The 20,257-nt window shown below is 36.9% G+C and carries 24 protein-coding genes and 1 riboswitch; of the genes, 13 read left to right on the top strand and 11 right to left on the bottom strand.

What is annotated here, in order from left to right:
* Positions 1–138: 138 nt before the first annotated feature.
* The gene (locus ACX5JI_RS22930) at positions 139–1,356 is read left to right on the top strand and encodes an ATP-binding protein (RefSeq protein ID WP_459503325.1); all 1,218 of its coding nucleotides are present in this window, start codon (positions 139–141) and stop codon (positions 1,354–1,356) included.
* 37 nt (positions 1,357–1,393) lie between these two features.
* Here the strand turns inward: ACX5JI_RS22930 and ACX5JI_RS22925 are convergent, their stop codons facing one another.
* Entirely contained in the window at positions 1,394–2,776 is a 1,383-nt protein-coding gene (locus ACX5JI_RS22925) for an MFS transporter (RefSeq protein WP_459503324.1), read from the bottom strand.
* Positions 2,777–2,906: 130 nt separating this feature from the next.
* On the opposite strand from ACX5JI_RS22925, the gene ACX5JI_RS22920 reads away from it, so the two are divergent.
* The gene (locus tag ACX5JI_RS22920) at positions 2,907–3,275 is read left to right on the top strand and encodes a winged helix-turn-helix transcriptional regulator (protein WP_459503323.1); all 369 of its coding nucleotides are present in this window, start codon (positions 2,907–2,909) and stop codon (positions 3,273–3,275) included.
* 19 nt (positions 3,276–3,294) lie between these two features.
* Here ACX5JI_RS22920 and ACX5JI_RS22915 read toward each other — a convergent pair whose 3' ends face one another.
* Positions 3,295–3,948, bottom strand: coding sequence for an HAD family hydrolase (locus ACX5JI_RS22915; RefSeq protein ID WP_459503322.1), 654 nt, complete (start codon positions 3,946–3,948; stop codon positions 3,295–3,297).
* A gap of 103 nt (positions 3,949–4,051) precedes the next feature.
* Between ACX5JI_RS22915 and ACX5JI_RS22910 the strand changes: the two genes are divergently transcribed.
* From ACX5JI_RS22910 to ACX5JI_RS22895, 4 genes are all read left to right on the top strand, one after another.
* Complete coding sequence (locus tag ACX5JI_RS22910; protein WP_459503321.1) at positions 4,052–4,810, top strand: DeoR/GlpR family DNA-binding transcription regulator; 759 nt, start codon at positions 4,052–4,054, stop codon at positions 4,808–4,810.
* A gap of 23 nt (positions 4,811–4,833) precedes the next feature.
* Positions 4,834–5,460, top strand: a complete 627-nt coding sequence (locus ACX5JI_RS22905; RefSeq protein WP_459503320.1) for an HAD family hydrolase — start codon at positions 4,834–4,836, stop codon at positions 5,458–5,460.
* Positions 5,461–5,650: 190 nt separating this feature from the next.
* Complete coding sequence (locus tag ACX5JI_RS22900; protein WP_459503319.1) at positions 5,651–5,974, top strand: iron-sulfur cluster biosynthesis family protein; 324 nt, start codon at positions 5,651–5,653, stop codon at positions 5,972–5,974.
* Positions 5,975–6,086: 112 nt separating this feature from the next.
* A complete protein-coding gene (locus ACX5JI_RS22895) occupies positions 6,087–6,992 on the top strand; it encodes a DMT family transporter (protein WP_459503318.1) in 906 nt (301 codons plus the stop codon).
* A 28-nt stretch (positions 6,993–7,020) separates the two neighbouring features.
* On the opposite strand, the gene ACX5JI_RS22890 is transcribed toward ACX5JI_RS22895, so the two are convergent.
* Together ACX5JI_RS22890 and ACX5JI_RS22885 are read right to left on the bottom strand one after the other, a co-directional pair.
* The gene (locus ACX5JI_RS22890) at positions 7,021–7,242 is read right to left on the bottom strand and encodes a hypothetical protein (protein WP_459503317.1); all 222 of its coding nucleotides are present in this window, start codon (positions 7,240–7,242) and stop codon (positions 7,021–7,023) included.
* Positions 7,243–7,451: 209 nt separating this feature from the next.
* Positions 7,452–7,682, bottom strand: a complete 231-nt coding sequence (locus ACX5JI_RS22885) for a hypothetical protein (RefSeq protein ID WP_459503316.1) — start codon at positions 7,680–7,682, stop codon at positions 7,452–7,454.
* Between the two features lie 157 nt (positions 7,683–7,839).
* Between ACX5JI_RS22885 and ACX5JI_RS22880 the strand changes: the two genes are divergently transcribed.
* The gene (locus tag ACX5JI_RS22880; RefSeq protein ID WP_459503315.1) at positions 7,840–8,211 is read left to right on the top strand and encodes an ATP synthase subunit I; all 372 of its coding nucleotides are present in this window, start codon (positions 7,840–7,842) and stop codon (positions 8,209–8,211) included.
* A gap of 550 nt (positions 8,212–8,761) precedes the next feature.
* Here the strand turns inward: ACX5JI_RS22880 and pckA are convergent.
* Entirely contained in the window at positions 8,762–10,348 is a 1,587-nt protein-coding gene (pckA, locus tag ACX5JI_RS22875) for a phosphoenolpyruvate carboxykinase (ATP) (protein WP_459503314.1), read from the bottom strand.
* A gap of 351 nt (positions 10,349–10,699) precedes the next feature.
* Positions 10,700–10,822, top strand: a riboswitch (SAM riboswitch).
* 168 nt (positions 10,823–10,990) lie between these two features.
* On the opposite strand from pckA, the gene metK reads away from it, so the two are divergent.
* Positions 10,991–12,190: a methionine adenosyltransferase gene (gene metK / locus ACX5JI_RS22870; RefSeq protein ID WP_459503313.1), complete on the top strand. Its 1,200-nt coding sequence runs from the start codon at positions 10,991–10,993 to the stop codon at positions 12,188–12,190.
* 38 nt (positions 12,191–12,228) lie between these two features.
* Here the strand turns inward: metK and ACX5JI_RS22865 are convergent, their stop codons facing one another.
* Genes ACX5JI_RS22865 through ACX5JI_RS22855 form a run of 3 tightly spaced genes read right to left on the bottom strand, consistent with a single transcriptional unit; the run spans position 12,229 to position 13,145 of the window.
* On the bottom strand, positions 12,229–12,753 hold the full coding sequence (locus ACX5JI_RS22865; protein ID WP_459503312.1) for a GNAT family N-acetyltransferase: 525 nt from the start codon (positions 12,751–12,753) through the stop codon (positions 12,229–12,231).
* A 14-nt stretch (positions 12,754–12,767) separates the two neighbouring features.
* Positions 12,768–12,959: a hypothetical protein gene (locus ACX5JI_RS22860; protein ID WP_459503311.1), complete on the bottom strand. Its 192-nt coding sequence runs from the start codon at positions 12,957–12,959 to the stop codon at positions 12,768–12,770.
* 6 nt (positions 12,960–12,965) lie between these two features.
* A complete protein-coding gene (locus tag ACX5JI_RS22855; RefSeq protein ID WP_459503310.1) occupies positions 12,966–13,145 on the bottom strand; it encodes a hypothetical protein in 180 nt (59 codons plus the stop codon).
* Between the two features lie 389 nt (positions 13,146–13,534).
* On the opposite strand from ACX5JI_RS22855, the gene ACX5JI_RS22850 reads away from it, so the two are divergent.
* Complete coding sequence (locus ACX5JI_RS22850; protein ID WP_459503328.1) at positions 13,535–14,044, top strand: MogA/MoaB family molybdenum cofactor biosynthesis protein; 510 nt, start codon at positions 13,535–13,537, stop codon at positions 14,042–14,044.
* Positions 14,041–14,640 carry a molybdenum cofactor guanylyltransferase gene (gene mobA, locus ACX5JI_RS22845; RefSeq protein ID WP_459503309.1) on the top strand — a complete coding sequence of 200 codons (600 nt, stop codon included), beginning with the start codon at positions 14,041–14,043 and terminating at the stop codon, positions 14,638–14,640. The genes ACX5JI_RS22850 and mobA overlap by 4 nt, the downstream gene beginning before the upstream one ends.
* Before the next feature lie 13 nt (positions 14,641–14,653).
* Here the strand turns inward: mobA and ACX5JI_RS22840 are convergent, their stop codons facing one another.
* The 3 genes from ACX5JI_RS22840 to ACX5JI_RS22830 all read right to left on the bottom strand — a co-directional run bounded on the left by ACX5JI_RS22840 (position 14,654) and on the right by ACX5JI_RS22830 (position 17,015).
* A complete protein-coding gene (locus ACX5JI_RS22840; protein WP_459503308.1) occupies positions 14,654–15,802 on the bottom strand; it encodes a glycosyltransferase family 4 protein in 1,149 nt (382 codons plus the stop codon).
* 12 nt (positions 15,803–15,814) lie between these two features.
* Positions 15,815–16,357: a phosphatase PAP2 family protein gene (locus tag ACX5JI_RS22835; RefSeq protein ID WP_459503307.1), complete on the bottom strand. Its 543-nt coding sequence runs from the start codon at positions 16,355–16,357 to the stop codon at positions 15,815–15,817.
* 145 nt (positions 16,358–16,502) lie between these two features.
* A complete protein-coding gene (locus ACX5JI_RS22830; RefSeq protein ID WP_459503306.1) occupies positions 16,503–17,015 on the bottom strand; it encodes a gamma carbonic anhydrase in 513 nt (170 codons plus the stop codon).
* Positions 17,016–17,089: 74 nt separating this feature from the next.
* On the opposite strand from ACX5JI_RS22830, the gene ACX5JI_RS22825 reads away from it, so the two are divergent.
* The 3 genes from ACX5JI_RS22825 (at position 17,090) to ACX5JI_RS22815 (ending at position 20,211) form a co-directional block, all read left to right on the top strand.
* On the top strand, positions 17,090–17,893 hold the full coding sequence (locus ACX5JI_RS22825; protein WP_459503305.1) for an alpha/beta hydrolase: 804 nt from the start codon (positions 17,090–17,092) through the stop codon (positions 17,891–17,893).
* A gap of 36 nt (positions 17,894–17,929) precedes the next feature.
* Positions 17,930–18,991, top strand: coding sequence for a tetraprenyl-beta-curcumene synthase (tbcS, locus tag ACX5JI_RS22820; protein WP_459503304.1), 1,062 nt, complete (start codon positions 17,930–17,932; stop codon positions 18,989–18,991).
* 308 nt (positions 18,992–19,299) lie between these two features.
* Positions 19,300–20,211, top strand: coding sequence for a helix-turn-helix transcriptional regulator (locus tag ACX5JI_RS22815; protein WP_459503303.1), 912 nt, complete (start codon positions 19,300–19,302; stop codon positions 20,209–20,211).
* Positions 20,212–20,257: the final 46 nt, after the last annotated feature.

The raw sequence follows: 20,257 nt of genomic DNA, 5'->3' as shown, positions 1-20,257 counted from the left end.
GAGGGGTTAGGCGTGAAACAGCTCGCTAGTGTGTTAACCCCGCTGACGTTAATCGTCCGTTAGGTCGAAACGTTAGAAACCTCCACTTCAAGCTTTGCTAAGTGGGGGAGTATTCATTGTGAATAGAGGAGTTATTACATGGGCAGTGTTTACACATTAACAAAAGAAGAGGTTCGAACGTTAAAGTTATTTTTAAGTTTATTTCTTGCGATTTTTTTTATTTATGATGTTTCATATTATTATATTATGCCTAAGCTAGAAGGTGGGAACGGTGCTCCAATCTTAGAAAGAGGTTTAGGGATATGGCTATATATTCTTGTGACTATATTAGCGTTTATAGGAATATATGTTATGAAGCGGAAGAATCCGTATGCTGTGAAATATATTATTTTCATAGGATATAGTCTATTAGATTTCATCCATAATTTTATCATTTATTATGGAACGGATTTACAGTTTGATGCAGGTAATATAGTAGAAGGATTTTTCTTTTTGTTTGCACCATTCTTTGTGAATAGACGCTATTTTTGGTTAGTATCGGTGGGGTCAATTATAAAATATGCCTTAATGGGGATAATTGCAAAGTCTGTTGTTGTCTTAATTCCAATCGTTATGTGTAGTTTGTTCTCAAGTATAGGGTGGATTATTTTAGTGAGATTTCAATCTTATATACGTACAATTGAAATGACACATAAAGAATTACAAAAGTCAGAGAAGATGGCTGTCATTGGAAGGATGGCAACAGTTATCGGATTTAAAATGCGGAATCCATTAATGCTGTTGAAAAGTTTTATTAGAGGACAACAAGAAAAGCATCCTGAGGATAAAGTATATTGTGATATCATGGAGCAAGAAATAGGACGAATTGAAATTATTGCAAATGATTTGATGATATTAGGAAATTCTAAATTAAAGGCATATGAATTTCATGATATACAAGAGATCATTTCCTATGTTGAGCGTGTTATTGGTGGAACAGCGAACAAACAACGCATTACAATTTATACGAATTATAATGAAAAAATGCCGCTTATTAAATGTGATAGTTTACAGCTAAAACAAGTATTTTTAAATATAATCAAAAATGCGATTGAAGCTATGCCAGGTGGCGGAAAGATTACAATTCAAGTAGATGTAAAAGAGACAATGACTGTTCGAATTAAGGATGAAGGATGCGGCATACCGAAAGAAAAAATTTCTAAACTGAGTGAAGCTTTTTACACAACGAAAGATGATGGAACTGGTTTAGGATTAATGGTTACCTATAAAATTATTGAAGAACATCAAGGAAAGATAACGTTTGAGAGTGAAGTTGGTGTAGGGACGACAGTCGATATTACATTGCCAATTCGTTGATGAATGAGAGAGGGAAGACAGCCCTCTCTTTTTTTTGTTAAGAATTATGTTTAATAAAGCGCCATACGAGAAAAGATGCGGTGAGATAGGAAAGTCCCATCGTTAAGAAACTGTATATTGCACCGTTATACCAAGAAGAAGCTTCACTTAGAATGCCCCCCATAATGGCGACACCAACTAATGCACCAACTTGACGATTTACGTTTAAAGTCGCTCCAGCTATATTTCCATTTTCACGACCAGCGGCTTGCATTACAGTTGTAGTCATTGCTGGAACTGCAACACCTATACAAAGATTTACGGTGGCATAAATAATGGCGAGCAGTGAATAGGGCATATTGGGTGAAATAAGAAGTAAGAAAAATGAACCAAAACTGGCAACGAGTAAGGAAATAAGAAGCGGTAATTTGGAACCGAAACGAGATGTCAGCTTAGCGAATAAGAGATTTCCAATCACAAAGACAGCCATCATTGGCAATAATTCGAGTCCGGCTAGAAAAGGGCTAGCTCCCCGAGCGTATTGAAGAAATAAACTGAACATAAAAATCCCGCCAAACAATGAAAAGTTAATTAAAAAGCCGACGACATTTGCCGAAGAAAATTGTTGATTATGAAATAATGAGAATGGAATAATTGGTTGCTTTGCATTACGTTCAGCGATAATAAACAAAATAGCGGTTACAATTGTAAAAAGAAATCCCCCTAGTATTTGCGGTGAAGACCAGCCGGAGGAAGGCCCTTCAATTAAACTGAAAGCTAAGCTAGCCAAAGTAACCACACCTAATCCATGGCCGAGAAGATTCAGTTTAATTTGCTGGCGAGGTGGAGTAGAAATAATATAGTAAGCCATGAAGATACCGATGATTCCGATTGGGAGATTGATGATGAAAATACTCCGCCATCCAAATGAGTTTACAAGAACGCCCCCAATGAAAGGCCCAATACCTGAAGCAACCGAAACGATGGCGGACCATATTCCGAACATTTTTGCCCGTTGTCTTTCATTGTGATAAGAAGCGGCAAGAAGGCTAAGGGAGCTCGGCATGAAGAGTGCAGCCCCGACACCTTGCAGAATTCGTGCAATGACAAGACTATTTCCAGATGATGCGATAGAACAGAAAAGTGAAGCGAGAACGAAACAAACGAGTCCAATGATATACATATGTTTCGCCCCAAAACGGTTTGCAAGTGACCCACCGATGAGAAGAAAAGATGCGAATGATAAAATGTAGCCGTCGACAATCCAAGTTGCACTAGAAAGTCCGATGTGAAAACTAGTTTGAATGTCAGCAATCGCAACGTTTACGACGGTTACGTCAAGAGTGGCCATAATAAATCCCATTGCGAGTGCCAGTAGAGTTAGGATGCTAGAAGATTTTACTTGCTTTGTGTCTAAAGGTGTTGCTGTGTTTGTTACCATATTGAATCCTCCTAATATATATTTACTAATATTTTCCTAAACACTATAATAAATAAAGTGCTTTACTTATGGAAGTACGGAATTTTTATATAGATACTTTACTTTAGTATAGTTAAGGGGGATGGATACAATGTGCGGAAAGGAAGAGCAAAACGTATCAAGGTGCTCCATTGAAAAAACGATGCGTGTAATCGGGGGGAAGTGGACATTTCTTATTTTGCGCGACTTATTTTATGGACCGAAACGGTTTGCAGAATTAGAAAAATCATTAACAGGTATTAGCCCAAGAACACTTTCATTACGCTTAAAAGAATTAGAAAACGAAAACATCATAGATAGAACGGTTTATTCGACAATGCCGCCTCATGTGGAATATTCTCTATCAGAAAAAGGACAAACACTGCGGCCGATTTTTGATGCGATGAGGGCGTGGGGAGATTTGTGGGATGTTTTAGAATTGACAGAAGAAGATAAAAAAGAAAGTACATCACTTAACTGAGAGTGATGTACTTTCTTTTTTATGCCATGGTTAATTTGCTAGCAAGTAAAGGAATAAAATCGTGTATATTGTTGATAAAATAATCCGGTTGCACAGAGAACACGGGAGATTGATAGTTTGGTAACCATTGAACTCCAACTGTAAACACACCCACATTTTTCCCAGTAAGTATATCTGCGTCACTATCTCCTATGAATAATGCTTGTTCTTTTGTTATGTTTAATGCATTTAAAATATGAAAAATTCCTTCAGGGTCAGGTTTTGGTTTGATTACATCATCACCAGTTATAATACAGTCAAATAAGGAGTTCAATTTTAGTGCTTCCAAAGAAATATCTAAACTTTTACGAGCTTTTCCTGTTACGATAGCTAACTGGAATCCTTTTTTCTTTAAATCTAATAAAAGATTGCTTATTTCAATATTGGTGTCTACGTACTCATGATGTTTTTCTTTATACCACTTATAATATTTTTCAACAGCAGCTTCTTTATCCGATGAAATCAAATTGGAATGAATAATCCCAACTTCACTTGGGCCAAACATGGAACGAATATCAGAGTCTGTTAAAGCTTTATTATCAAATTCTTGAAAAACGTTCTGAAACGAATAATAACATAAAGGTAATGTGTCAGCTAATGTCCCATCAAAATCAAAAATAATTGTACGTACCATGTTCCCACTCCTTTAAGTAGAAATAAGTCATTTTAAGTTATTTTATATGTTATACTTAAAATAACTTAAAATGACTTAAAAGTAAATGGAATTGGGTGATAAAATGAATCAAGATGAAAGGTTAATACGAATAACCGAATACTTGAATGATCATAAAACAATGAGCTTGAAAATGATGTGTGAATTGTTTCGTGTTTCAAGGGATACGGCACGAAGAGATATTGTGAAACTTACAGATGAGACGGCAATTGTCCGGACGCATGGAGGAGTGGCTATACCTTCTTTTCATCATAAAATTTCGGATTACGTGAATCGTGAACAGAAAGAATCTGAGTATAAGCAAGCCATTGGGAAAAAAGCAGCTTCTTTCGTGCAAGACAATGAAATTATTTATTTAGATGTTTCTACCACTGTGAATTGTATGGCATCATTTTTAGAAGCAAATAATGTGACGGTCGTGACAAATTCAATTGATACAGTGAATCGTTTAGCTGAAACTACAAACGTAAATATTCATATTTTAGGTGGACAACTGAATAAACAATCTCGTCACGTAACGGGATTCGCAGCGATGGAAAAATTAAAGGATTATCATTTTGATAAAGTATTTCTTGGGGCACCTGGGATTACAGAAGAGGGTGTGTATTATGCGTTTGAGGAGGATATTTATTTTAAGCGCGAAGTAATTAAACGGACGAATCAAGTGTTTTTACTGATTGATGCGACGAAGTTTAATCAGCGTCAAAACTTTAAAGCATTACAGTTAGAATCAATAGATACGATGATTACAAATGAGAGAATGCCAAATCGTTTAGGGGATGCAGTGAAAAATTACGGTATTGAAGTAATGCTAGGAGAGTAAGGAAGAAAAAGGGGGATGTAAAGATGAAGGGGATTATTTTTGATATTGATGGAACCATTCTAGATACAGAGAAGGCGGTTTTATATTCATTGCAAAAAACATTGCAGGAAGAAGGAATGCAGTACTCTTTAGAAGAGTTGCGATTTGCGTTAGGAATTCCTGGAATTATAACGTTACAAAAGTTAGGAGTAAAGAATATAGGCGACGCTCATCAAAAGTGGATACAGAATATGATAGGATTTCAGAATGAAGTTGTAGTCTTTGAAGGAATAGAAGAAGTGATTAGCGAAGTGGCCACATCTCGTTTTCAAACAGGGATTGTTACTTCGAAAACGAGACAGGAGTTTATTGACAGTTTTGAACCATTTGGCTTACGCGTTCATATTGAACATTCTATTTGTGTGGAAGACACGAGTAAGCATAAGCCGCATCCAGAGCCCTTATTAGAATGCTTAAAGCGCCTTAATATTCATGCAGAAGAAGCCATCTATATAGGGGATTCGGTATATGATTTACAATGTGCAAAACAAGCGGGAACAAAATTTGGATTAGCGTTATGGGGAGCGAAAACAACGACTGGATTTGAAGAGGCTGATTATGTTTTTGAAATTCCTCATGAGATTTTGAGTGTAGTAAAAAGGGATATGTAGGTTTAGCTGTATATCCCTTTTTACGTAAACTTTTTTATTAATCTCGTAGACCAAGGCTAGCATCATACATCCTCCTTAATCACATACATTGCATGCTGGTCTTAATTTTTTATATGCAATAAACGGATAGAGTTTAATAAAAGAATGGTACAATATAAGAATGATGTATAGAAGTAGGGAGGATCAGTATATGTACGTAACTGTAACAGATGCAGCATATAAAAAGATTATGGATACGATTCCAAGTGAAGCGAAATTTATAAAACTATTTTATGATAATGAAGGATGCGGCTGTGTGATGAGCGGGATTATTGATTTAGTAGCTGTATCAGAGAAAGATGAACGTGATGTAGATATTGATTCAAATACGTTGCAATTCATTGCGGATCGTACAAAGCTTGTTTTTATGGATGACAAGTTAACTGTCGATTTACACGAATCAGGCGGGCATTTTCAATTAAAAAGCCCAAGCCAATTTTATAATCCGAATATGAAACTTCACATTCGAGTATAACTGATGAAAAGGGAGCGAATTATACGCTCCTTTTTCTTATGAGATCGTTCAGTTCCTGAAATATACATTTGATTGAAATTTCTGTATAATATTCTTTGCGGAGGGGATATGCATGAGGAGATGGGGAATTGAATTATTGCTTTTAAGTGTTGTAATCATTTGGGGTGTAAATTATACAATCGGTAAATATGGACTTGCGGAGTTTACGGCAGTTGAATTTACTGCGCTTCGTATGTTTGCAGCAGCACCTCTATTATTATTATTGACATTCTATATGGAAAAATCATTGTATATGGAGAGAAGAGACATACCGAGGCTCATCGTTGTGAGTATTGTCGGTATCGTATTGTATCAAACGTTGTTTATGGAGACGATTAAATATACATCCGCTACGAATGCTTCTTTACTTATTTCTATTTCACCTATTTTTACAACGATGTTTGCGATTTTTTTAAAACAAGAGAAGTTTTCTTCCCGAAAATTAATTGGTTCTATTATAGCTTGTGGGGGAGCTGGGCTCGTTTTATTGGCGGGGCATTCACTCGCGGGGTCTTTTTACGGAAATGGAATTGGAATTGTTACATCGCTGTGCTGGGGGCTATATCCAGTGTTAGCAGGACCACTTATTAAAAAATATTCAGCCCTTCGTGTAACGGCATGGTCAGCAGTTGTTGGCGCAATTCCACTTGTTATACTAAGCGGCTCGTATACTTTTTCGCTGCCATTTCAAATTGAACGAGGAATGACGTGGTTTGCGCTATTATATTCCATTTTCTTTGTAACCGTATTCGGTTTAGTGATGTGGTATATTGGAGTGCAAAGAATTGGGGCTTCTCATACGATGGTATATATGTATATTACACCGCTTGTTGCGGTTGTATTTGCGGCAGTATGGGCACAGGAACATATTTCGCTGCAGCAAATGATTGGCGGAGGTATTATTTTTCTCGGTTTATGGTTTGTGAAGTCTGAAAAACTTGAGGCGCAATCTGTCGTGTCAGAGCATATATCAAAATAGGAAAACAGATCAATCGTGATCTGCTTTCCTATTTTTTTATTTTTGGTAAAAATATAAGGAACAAAATCGCGATAATAAGTGGAATGAAGTTAAGAATAGGTATGCGAAATAGTGTAGTGAGAATAATTCCAGAGAGAAGGGTACCAAGGACAGCGTAGAAGATACTATGTTTGTTTGTGTACCAATATAATGAGAGTCCTATAAGTGCAGGGATAGTGAGGTGGATGAGAGCCATTAAAAAATAAATCATTAGATGCCCCCTTTATATGTGTATTTACACTTACAAATTGAAAACCGATATAAGCCATTAGATAGGAGAAGGGATTCGGCGGGACAGAGTCTATTTTCGCCCCATACAATGTGAGAACAGAAAGAGAGAATGAGTGGAGGTTTCTTTATATTTCCAAGGCTGTAATGTATATAAATACAAATTAAAAAAATGACATAAAACCATTCTTTTTAGGAGGGAGAGAGCATCCGGCCATGCGTAGAAGCGGTCAGCCCCTCTTCCTGTCCCATGCCAAGTGAAAACAAAGAGAGAGAATGAGTGTAGTTCACTTTTTGTCCTTTATAGCAACGGGTTATGTGTTGAAAAATCCAAAATGGATTTATATATACATCATATCCGTATTTTTGTAGATTGATATCACTTTTTTGTAAATCTATGAAAAATGTTTGTAAAAATGTCACAAATTGTGTCTCTTTCCAAACTAGAAATCTTGTATAATATTATTTCTGAAAAATATTTTAATAACATAATCATAGTAGTTATGTTATTTTTTCTTGGAATGTAACAGATAAAATCTGATGATATGGCAATAAGATGATAATGGTAAAGGAGAATTGCATGATTAGTATGTCGTTAAAGTCATTTAAAATCCAAATGTATTATTTGCTAGGCGCGATGCTAGTAGGCTGGGCGATGACACCTTTTTCTGCACACTTTTTAGGGGCAGGGATTGGTCTACTTGTTAGTATGTATTGCGTGTGGATTTTAGGAAGACGGATTGAAAAGCTCGGAGATAGTATTGTAAAAAAGAGTAAAGCACCAACACTCGGTATGGTTAATCGCTTCGCAGCAGCGATACTCGGCGCGATTATTATGTATGAGATTGAACACCATATGGTTATGTGGGCGTTTGCGGTTGGGATTATGGGCGGTTATTTTTTAATCGTTGTGAATTTGGCGTATTATAGTATGAAAGATGCGGAGGAATAGATAAGTACTTAAGTCAGTTTGTTGGGAAACAGGAGCTAGGGGGCTTCTGTTTTTTGTTGATTAGTCGATATCCTTTGTCGAATCGTTAATATATTCAAATTTGCGTCGATATATTGTGAGAAACGGTTGATATATTTGAAAAATTGCTGATAAAATTTCATTCACCATTTTATACGAACAAACCTCATCAGATCAACATGTTTCTTTTTATAATTTTGTAGCATTTCCCTTTCTACACGGCCTGACATAAGTACAAAATCCTTTTTTAGGTGATCCGTTCATGCGTAGAATCGGTCAATGCCTGTATTTGCCTCATGCCGGGCTAAAGCGTGAGTGTGGGATCCGCTTTTGTGCTCGAAGCTATGATTGGTATGGTGAAAAGTTATACATAGAAAGAAGCTTACGTTTTTATCGTAAGCTTCTTTTTTATTTGTAAGTAAGTGTAACCTGTAAAGCTCCGCTTGGGTTTTGTCGGTGAGTACGCGAAACTTTTTGGTTACAACATACTTATTCATATGAGTAAAGGGGTATTCCAACAGTAAAGGTTAAATTAAGCGATTGGGCCGCCTAATTTAATAATGCTTTCAGAAACGTTATCGAACTTCTTGAAGTTTTCTTTGAACTGATTTGCAAGTTCGGTTGCTTTTGCTTTGTAAGCTGCTTTATCGGCCCATGTTTGTTCAGGCATTAATACTTCATCCGGTACACCAGGCACGTGAAGTGGTACTTCAAGACCGAAGACGTCATGTTTTGCTGTTTCAGCGTTATCAAGCTCGCCGTTTAATGCTGCTTGCACCATTGCACGAGTGTAACCTAAGTTCATACGTTTCCCAACGCCGTATTCGCCACCAGTCCAGCCAGTGTTTACTAGGAATACTTTTGCATGATGTTTCTCGATCTTTTCACCAAGCATTTCAGCATAGCGAGATGCGTCAAGTGGTAAGAATGGAGAACCGAAGCAAGTTGAGAATGTCGCTTGCGGAGATGTTACGCCGCGCTCCGTTCCTGCTAGTTTACTAGTGTAACCGCTTAAGAAATGGTACATAGCTTGCTCTTTATTTAATTTACTGATTGGAGGTAATACGCCAGATGCATCAGCAGTTAAGAAAATAATTGTATTTGGATGTCCTGCAACACTTGGCATTACGATATTATCGATCGCATGTATTGGGTATGCAGCACGTGTATTTTCTGTTAATGCAGTGTCATTATAATCTGCAACGCGTGTTTGATTATCAATTACAACGTTCTCAAGAACTGATCCGAATGTAATTGCATCAAAGATTTGTGGCTCTTTCTCATGAGAAAGGTTAATACATTTTGCGTAGCAACCGCCTTCAATATTAAATACGCCGTTATCAGACCAACCATGCTCATCATCACCAATTAATTTACGGTGTGGGTCAGCAGATAATGTTGTTTTACCAGTTCCAGATAAACCGAAGAATAAAGCAACATCGCCTTCTTCACCTACGTTTGCAGAACAGTGCATCGATAAAATATCTTGTTCTGGAAGTAAGAAGTTCATAATAGAGAAGATTGATTTTTTCATTTCTCCAGCGTATTCCGTACCACCGATTAATACGATGCGTTTTTCAAATGAAACCATAATAAATGCTTCAGAATTTGTGCCGTCAATCGCTGGATCTGCTTTAAAACTTGGTGCAGAAACAATTGTAAATTCAGATTCATGATTTGTTAATTCTTCTTCAGTTGGACGAATAAATAATTGATGTACAAATAAATTGTGCCATGCATATTCGTTAATAACTTGTAACGGAAGACGATAGTTACGATCCGCACCAGCGAAGCCTTTAAATACGAACAATTCTTCTTTTTCTTTTAAGTATTCTAATACTTTTGTATATAATTTATTAAAATGTTCTTCAGAAATCGGTTGATTGACAGAACCCCAAGCGATCTTATCTGCAATCGACGCTTCTTTCACAATAAATTTATCTTTAGGAGAACGTCCTGTATATTTTCCTGTAGAAGCAGAAACGGCACCAGTAGAAGTCAATTTTCCTTCGTTTCTCATTAGTACTTTTTCCACTAATTGTGGAACGCTTAGTTGAATCTGTGCATTGCTTCCGTTCAGTAATTCATGTAATCCAATTTGGACATTCACAGTACTCATATTTATATACCATCCTTTTCATTTTAATGAAATATTTCTCGTAATCCCCACCAAGAGTATAACACAATCATATAAATAATGTATACTATTTATTTACTTTTGTTTGTGTGAATGTATTATCTTTCTTATTTATATTTCTTTCGACATAAATTGAGACTCTCATTGGGATCTTTTCATGACTAGAATACTCTCGTCAATGGGGCATTTTACTTGTCTTTTTTTACATTTTGAAGGTGTGATATTTTATTTTATGGTTAACGGGGAGGGATTCTATGAAAAACTTATTAGGAATATGTGAATATGAATTGACAAATGAATATCATTTCTTTAGTATAGGTTGGGACGGATACTCTCTTATCCCGAGCTGGCGGAGGGACAGGCCCGATGAAGCCCAGCAACCTCACTTGTAACGGTAATAAACAAGTGAATAGGTGCTAAAACCTGTGCGAGGCGAAAGGTCTCGAACGATAAGAGCGAAGGGCAAAAAGCAGTATGCAAGTAGCAAATTAAACCTTTCCTCTATATAATAGGGAAAGGTTTTTCTTTATACTTGTGTGGGAGAATAAATGAATGTCGCAGTTTGTGGCAAATTAAGGATGAGTTCCGTACAATATATACAATTACTGTAGGGAGGTTTACCAAATGACAAAACAACGTCATCTGTTCACATCTGAGTCTGTAACTGAAGGACATCCAGATAAAATTTGTGACCAAATTTCTGATTCAATTTTAGACGCGATCTTAGCAAAAGACGCAAATGCACGTGTAGCTTGTGAAACAACAGTAACAACTGGTTTAGTATTGGTAGCGGGGGAAATTACGACTTCTACTTATGTAGATATTCCAAAAATCGTTCGTGAAACAATTCAAGGTATCGGCTATACTCGTGCAAAATACGGATTCGATGCAGAAACTTGTGCAGTTTTAACATCTATCGATGAGCAATCTGCTGACATCGCTATGGGTGTTGACCAAGCGCTAGAAGCACGTGAAGGTCAAATGACTGATGCTGAGATTGAGGCAATTGGTGCAGGGGACCAAGGTTTAATGTTTGGTTTCGCATGTAATGAAACAAAAGAATTAATGCCACTTCCAATCTCACTTGCTCACAAATTAGCTCGTCGTTTAACGGAAGTTCGTAAAGATGAAACTTTAGAATATTTACGTCCAGACGGTAAAACGCAAGTTACAGTTGAGTATGATGAAAATGGTAAACCAGTACGCGTCGATACAATTGTAATTTCTACGCAACATCACCCTGATGTTACATGGGAACAAATCGATCGTGATTTAAAAGAACACGTTATTAAACACGTTGTACCAGCTGAGTTAATTAATGAAGAAACAAAATTCTTTATTAACCCAACAGGTCGCTTCGTAATTGGTGGACCACAAGGTGATGCTGGTTTAACAGGACGTAAAATTATTGTTGATACTTATGGTGGATACGCTCGTCACGGCGGCGGTGCATTCTCTGGTAAAGATGCAACAAAAGTTGACCGTTCTGCAGCATATGCAGCTCGTTATGTCGCGAAAAACATCGTAGCAGCTGGTCTTGCTGACAAAGCAGAAGTACAACTTGCATATGCAATCGGCGTAGCACAGCCAGTATCAATTTCAGTTGATACATTCGGCACTGGTAAAGTATCTGAAGAAGTACTAGTAGAACTAGTTCGTAACAACTTCGATCTTCGCCCAGCTGGTATCATCAAAATGTTAGACTTACGTCGCCCAATTTACAAACAAACAGCAGCTTACGGCCACTTCGGACGTACTGATGTAGATCTTTCATGGGAACGTACAGACAAAGCAGCAGCTTTAAAAGAGCAAGCTGGTCTATAATATAGGAAAAAAGCTTTGCGCGGGAGCGCAAAGCTTTTTTATTTGTAATTAGACTGTAGTAATGCAAAAAGCTCAATATCATGCCAATTCCCATTTCGAAATACAGCTTCTTTACAACTGCCTTCATGTTGAAAGCCAAGTTTTTTATAAAGATGTATCGCCTTATCGTTAAATGAAAATACACGTAAGGATATACGATGTAAGTTTAATTCTAAAAAGGCATACTCTAATAATAAAGTCAGTGCTTCTTTTCCATACCCTTGTCCCCAATAATCTTTCTTTCCGATATCGATAATACATTCTGCATTTCGATTATGTGGGTCAATGTTAATTAAAGATGTGATTCCGATTGGAAGGTTATCCTCTTTTTGTTCAATAATATAACTTTTAGAGGTAGAAGAGTGAATGATTTGTTCACAAAACTGCTCTGTTTCCGGGAAAGAGTATGTATCAAGGGTGAGACTGGTAGTGCTCATAACTTCTATATCATTTCGCCAATGGTAATAGGTTGGAATATCATTTTCTGAAAACTTTCGTAAACGAATCCGATTTGTCTCGAACAAGTAGAAAACCTCCTTTATTTCACCTCAGCACTTTGGTTCTTACATACTCCAGCACAAGAATTACAATATACTACCCCATCGAGTTCAATATATTTTTTCATATTCGTCATCCCGCTTGGAGGAAACGGCATATGAACCCACGCTTTCTCATATGTTTGAATTTCCTTCCCACATGACTTGCAAAGTATAGGTTTTTTGCGGAACAATGTTCATCATCCTTTCTTCTGGCGTGCTTTTCCAGCACAAAATGCACTGCATAGTAAAAAGACCGTCGCAAATCCCCAGCCACTGATTGCGGAGTAAGGTACGGCCTCCTTTAGCGCCATCCCAGCGCTGATGGATGCAACAAATAGAAGGATGAATACTGTTGTGAGTTTTTGATACAGTTCCATAGATAAACCTCCTAATTATGAAAATTTATTTAGTATGTATTGAAATCTACCTTTTATGGTTATATATATCCATTTTGATTTTCCAACATCTAAATTGCGGTTATGAAAACAAAAGGAAATTCCCACTTATTTCTTTTTTTGTTTTTACATGGCATGGGGATAAAAAGAGAACTGACCGCTACTACACTCGGCCGGATGCTCTCTTCCAACTAAAAAACAAAGGGTGTGTCAGTTTTTAAATTTGTATTTATATACCAATATTGTATCATGGTATTTTAGTTGTTCACTAGATAATTATGTAAATGTGATGTATTTCATATTTGAAAGAATGTCGATACGATATGATAAAATTGTGAGTAGTTCATAAGAGGGAGAGGATGAAGATGAAGATGAGCGTTACAGAACATAAAAAACAAGCGCCGAAAGAAGTGCGTTGTAAAATTATTACGGTTTCTGATACACGTACTGAAGAAACTGATAAGAGCGGTAAGTTATTGCAACAATTATTATTAGAAACAGGACACATCGTAACGGCTTATGAAATTGTGAAAGACGATAAAGAAAGTATTAGGCAGGCTGTATTAAGTGGATATCATCAAGAAGATGTTGATGTTATTTTAACAAATGGAGGAACAGGCATTACAAAGCGTGATGTGACAATTGAAGCTGTTTCGGCATTATTAGATAAAGAAATTGTTGGCTTTGGCGAATTGTTTCGCATGATTAGTTATTTAGAAGATATCGGAAGCGCGGCGATGCTGAGTAGGGCGATTGGCGGAACGATTGGAAGAAAAGTTATCTTTTCGATGCCAGGTTCTAGCGGGGCAGTGCTTCTGGCGATGAATAAATTGATTTTACCAGAGTTAGGACACATTACATTTGAGCTAAATCGCCAATGAAAAAAGTAGCTGGAATTGTGTTAGCAGGTGGGATGTCGAGGCGCTTTGGTGAACCGAAAGCATTGGCAAATTGGCAAGGGCATACTTTTATCGAGCATGTCTCGAGTATGATGCAACATGTGTTACAAGAGGTAGCGTTAGTCAGTCACCAAAATATAAAAGAAAGAATAGCGCATTTAGTAACTGTTCCTGTTATAGAAGATATCCCTGCTTACCGCGGGAACGGCCCGCTTGCTGGAATTGTATCGGGAATGGAGCATATTGAGGCGGAGTGGTACATTGTTTCGCCTTGTGACACACCAAACGTTTCAAGTGATTGGATTACAACTTTAATAGAACAAATCAGTGATGAATATGAGGCAATTGTTCCAGTGATTGATGGAAGAAAGCAGCCGTTATTAGCAGCGTATCACAGGAATATGAAAGAGAAAATATATACTTTGTTAGAGGAAGGAAAACGGAGTATGGGACAACTTTTATCACAGTGCAACGTAAAGTATGTGATAGGAGAAGAATTGAATGTACAAAAAGAATGGTTTGAGAATGTGAATACGAAGGAAGAGTATTTCCGTTTATATAATGGGAAAAGGAGCTGAGTAGCTCCTTTTTTCATGCGAGCAATTCCTTTGTATGACTTTGATGAAGAACCTCTTCATATTGTTGTAATAAACCATGAAAAATTTCATCCCAGCTTTGTGTACTAGCATAGGAATAAGCGGCTATGCTCATTTGTTTTCGCATGTCTTCGTTATTCAATAATTGATAAATAGATGATAAAAATGAATCCGATTGTTTCGGTTCACATAAGAAACCTGTTTTTCCATCCGTAATAATATTTTTAACCCCGCCGCTATTTGCACCAATTACTGGTGTTCCGCATGCGAGCGATTCGAGTACAACATTGCCAAATGTTTCGGTAGCTGATGGAAATACCATAAGGTCAGAGCAGGCATAAGCTTCTGCTAAGTTTTCTCTTTGCAAATATCCGGTAAAGGTTACGTTATTGGTTGGGACAGTTTTACGTAATTCTTTTGCAAGCGGGCCGTCTCCAGCGATCAGCCAATGAATATCATCTTTTCGTTCGTTTATCGTTGTCTGAATAAGTGTACGAAGTGTTTCAATATCTTTTTCAGGGGCAATGCGTCCTGCGTACGAAAGAATGTGCGGAGCAGTAATATTATATTTTTTTCGGAATACGTCTTTATTGTAAGCTGGATGGAAGAGAGCGCAATCGACGCCACGCCCCCATATATACAAATTTTGAAATTCCTTTTGTGTTAATTGTTGTAATGTTTCCAGGGAAGGGACAAAGTTTTTTTGCATATGGCTATGAAACCACTTTATATAATTCCATAGCATATTGGAGAAAAATTCAATTTTATAATATTGCAAGTAGGCATCAAAGTCAGTGTGATAAGAACCGACAAGAGGGATATTTAATTTTTTCGCGTAATACAAACCAGAAAGTCCCATGTTAAAAGGTGTAGCAATATGAATGATATCAGGCCGAAAGCGAAGAAGCTCCCGCTTAATACGCGGAGTTGGAAAAGCAAAGCGACATTCTGGATATAATATTTTTAGCGGGATACTTCTCATTTTATTTACATTGGCTACGAAGTCATCTTCTGCTGTATGCTGCGGTGCAAATACGGAGTAAGCGATATTTTGCTTTTGAAAATAACAGGTTAAACGATCTAATGTTTTCGCTACACCGTTTACTTGCGGTGTAAATGTATCAGTAAATATGGCGACTCTCATCTAATCTCCCCTTTACATAACAAATGGAATGAATTGATAAAACGAGATGATGCCAGAACATGTGCCAAGGCACATACCTACAAATACATCTGATGGATAATGAAGACCAAGGTAAATGCGAGAAATTCCCACAATCATTGCTAATGGAAGTAAAAAGACTAATAGATTTGGATCATAACAAATAAAGGGAACAACGACTGAAAAAATAGCTGTTGTATGGCCGGACGGAAAAGAATGATCTGTTAGTGGCTGTAATGGATACTTTGCATCTGCAATCGTTAAATAAGGCCGTTTGCGTGGGTACCACCTTTTTAATATTTGCACGGGAATGTGACTGATTGTTAAGGAAAGCGCTGCTATGATTGCGGTAGTATGGAGAATTCCTTTTGAAAAGATAAGAAAGCAAGCGACAAGCGAGATAGAAAAGGTAGCACCACCGAGATGTGTAATCGTACGGAAAAAGATATTTAATGTTTTTTGATCAAAGTAGCGGTTAATTCCTTTGAAAATGTAACATTCTATTTTATATAAGGAGCTGATGGATTTAGCTTTCATGAAACATCTTCCTCTCATTTACATATATATTGAGATGATATCTTCTATTTTAATAAGATTTTATTGAGGGAATAATAAGATTTTGTAAAGAAAATATTAGAATTTTAACGAAAAAAAGCTGCCAATTGAATGGCAGCGGAGAGAGCTATTTTTGCAGTGACTTATAGTACTGCCCTTTTTCAACATATTGTTTACGAATACGCTCCATATCTTTTCGATCTTCATCTGTTAGTTCACGAATGACTTTTGCAGGGCGCCCGAAAGCAAGCGTATTAGGAGGGATTTTCTTTCCTTGTGAAACTAAGCTACCAGCACCGATGAATGCGCCTTCGCCAATTTCAGCACCGTCTAAAATGATAGAGCCCATCCCAATTAAAGCATCTTTTTTTATCGTACAACTATGTAAAATGACTTGATGCCCAACTGTCACATCATCTTCTAAAATAAGGGGATACTGTGGACTTTGATGAAGTGTACATTGATCTTGTACATTGACTCGATTTCCAATGACTGTCTGAGAAACATCGCCGCGAATAACAGTATTAAACCAAATACTTGATTCTTCGCCAATTGTTACATCACCTGTAATCGTAACGTAGTCAGCGATAAAAGCACTACTCGAAATTTTCGGATTTTTATCTTTATAAGGATATATCATGTAAAGCCTTCCTTTCCTAGAAGCTAGTTTTAGTGTATCAAATTACGGAAAAGAGTGAAATGGAGGAGTTTCGTATGTGGAATTATGAAGCGGAAGTAGCCAAAGCGGTAATCGTGATTGTGCACGGCGCGATGGAATATCATGGACGCTATGAGGCGCTTGCCGAAATGTGGACTCATTTTGGGTATCATGTTGTAATGGGAGATCTTCCGGCTCATGGAACAACTTCAAGAAATAGAGGACATATTGAATCATTTGATGAATACATAGAAGAAATAAAACTATGGGTGAAAGAAGCAAGGAAATATCGGTTGCCTATTTTTTTATTTGGACATAGTATGGGTGGACTGATTGTGATTCGAATGATGGAAGAAACGAAGAGAGAAGATATAGATGGAATTATATTAAGTTCGCCATGTTTAGGGGTATTAGCGGTACCTGCCGCACCGCTTCGAGCTGTCTCAAAAGTGTTAAATATTCTCGCACCTAAATTGCAATTTTCCACCAATCTTACGGTAGAAATGTCAACGAGAAATAAAGAAGTTCGCGATGCGATGGAGAATGATTCTTTGTTCTTGCGCAAGGTATCAGTTCGTTGGTATAGTGAATTGATAAAATCGATTCAAATTGCTCACGATAAAATCGATGAGTTTCCAGACGTTCCGCTCTTGCTAATGCAGGCGTGTAAGGATAAACTTGTAGATAAAATACGTGTCCGTAAATGGTTTGATAGTGTAAAGATTAGTGATAAGGCATATAAAGAATGGCCGAATTGTTACCATGAGCTATTAAATGAGTATGAGCGCGAGGAAATTTTGAATTATATTAAGTCATTTACTGAAGTACATGTCAATAACATAATAGAAACAAATAAATGAGTATTTGTACATTTAATAGAGGAGATGAAGGATGAAGTGAACGTACCGAGTAATCCCATAACGCTCATGGCGAAAGTATACCGTGATGTGTTTCCGGTTGTACACCATGAGCTAGCGATGTGGAAAGAGCGTGCCTACCATATTCCAAATGATGAGCTACATAATCAAGCAATTGCCAGTATTGAACATAAAACGTTTCATTGTGAAGGCGGTGGTATTTTAGCGCTGCTGGCAAATGAACAACGTGAGGAATGTATTCGTTTTATTGTGGCGTATCAGACGATTAGTGATTATTTAGATAATTTGTGCGACCGGAGTACATCTCTTGATCCGAATGATTTTGCAGCACTGCATGAATCCATGTTAACGGCATTAACACCTGAAAGTGAAGGGGTGAATTACTATCGTTATCGTGATGATCAAGATGACGGTGGCTACTTAGATGAACTTGTTGAGACATGCCAAGATGTTTTGCGGAAAACAAAGCATTATGACAAGATTGCACCAATTCTTCATGAGCTTGCGTGTTACTACTGTGATTTGCAAATTCATAAGCATGTGAAATTAGAAGAGCGAGAACCGCGCTTACAAACATGGTTTGAAGCTCATAAGGAACATGTACCGCCGATGAGCTGGTTTGAATTTTCAGCATGTGCAGGGTCGACGCTCGGAATCTTTTGTCTTGTTGCATATGCATTTCACGATGAGTTACATGATGAAGATATTGCGAAGATTAAGCAAGGTTATTTCCCATATGTACAAGGGCTTCATATTTTACTTGATTATTTCATTGATCAAGAAGAAGATCGCATTGGTGGAGATTTAAATTTCTGTAGTTATTATGAAAATGAACAAGTCATATTAGAGCGAATGAAACATTTTGTGAAAGAAGCAGAAAGAAATATTGGAGATTTACCACATGCAAAGTTTCATCGCCTTATTAGCCGCGGTTTACTTGGAATTTATTTATCAGATCAAAAAGTATCAGAGCAAAAGAATATGCAGCAAATGGCACGGCGCATTGTGAAATACGGTGGATTCACTTCACGATTCTTCTATTGGAACGGGAAGATGTACCGAAAGAAAACGGCGCAGTGATGAGAAAGACCACTCTTTTTGGAGTGGTCTTCTTTATGTTTCAAGTATATGAAAAACATACTTTGTATATAAATCCAAATTAAAAAACGAACATCAAAACCATTCTTTTCAGATGGATGAGAGCATCCGGCCATGGATAGAAGCGATAGCCCCATTCCATGTGAAAACAGAAGGAGAAGAGGAGTGAAAATCTCTGTTTGTTCTTTATAACCATAATGTATCCGTTAGAAAATCAAATTGGATTTATATAAAATGAAAAGAGTGGTCTGCTAATCGCGCACACATCTCTCAAGGAGGTTAACGATGTTATGAAAACAGAAAGAATGCTTGCAATACTCATCTATTTATTAAAAAAAGATATCGTTCCAGCTGAAGAATTAGCAAATGTATTTGAGGTGAGTAAAAGAACCATTTATCGTGATATAGATGCTTTATCAGCAATTGGTATTCCTATTATTTCTTATTTAGGAAAGAACGGTGGTTTTACGTTAATTGATAACTATCAACTAGATACATTTACATTTAGTGAAGAGGAAAAGAAATTTTTACTAGAAGGATTAACCTTAAAAAATGAATTATTTGATAACAACCAACTATCAATGTTACAAAAAAAATTAGAGTTATTGAAGGAAAATAAAGAGGAGTCTTCTTCTAATATGACAATATCGTCTTCTACGTTACACCGAGAAACGATAGAAGAAGAGACGAAACGAAAGGTGAAAAGACTTCTTTCGATCATTGAAGGGGAAAATAAAATTCGTATTTCTTACGTATCACAAACAGGAAATGTGTCGAAGCGGGTGATCCAGCCATTAAAATTAAATTTTATGAACGGTAGTTGGTATGTAGAAGCGATCTGCGGGTTACGAAAAGCTTTAAGAGTATTTAAATTGACTAGAATAAGAAGGATGGAAGTAATAGATGACGATACGAAGATTGTTTGTGATAACGAATTTGAACATGTAGAGGAATATAAAGAAAAATTAGTTCAAATTATACTGCTATTTTCCAAAAGTGAATTAGGGAAACTATACGATTTCTTTACGGATGAAGAAATAGAGGTGCTTGAAGATGGCAATTTAAAAGTAACCTTTGATTATGATAGTAATAAAAATATATTGCCATTTCTACTCATGTTTGGAAGACATGTAAAAATAGTAGAACCACTATGGCTTAAAAATAAATATAGGGATGAAATTGAATTTATTTATAAAAGCTGACAGACTGTTGTCATATTATGAGTGTTATACTTGCCGTGTAAATGAG

This window comes from Bacillus sp. C1 (assembly GCF_054570475.1).
Note: the sequence above shows the minus strand (reverse complement) of the source record. Positions and strands in the feature narration are given on the sequence as shown.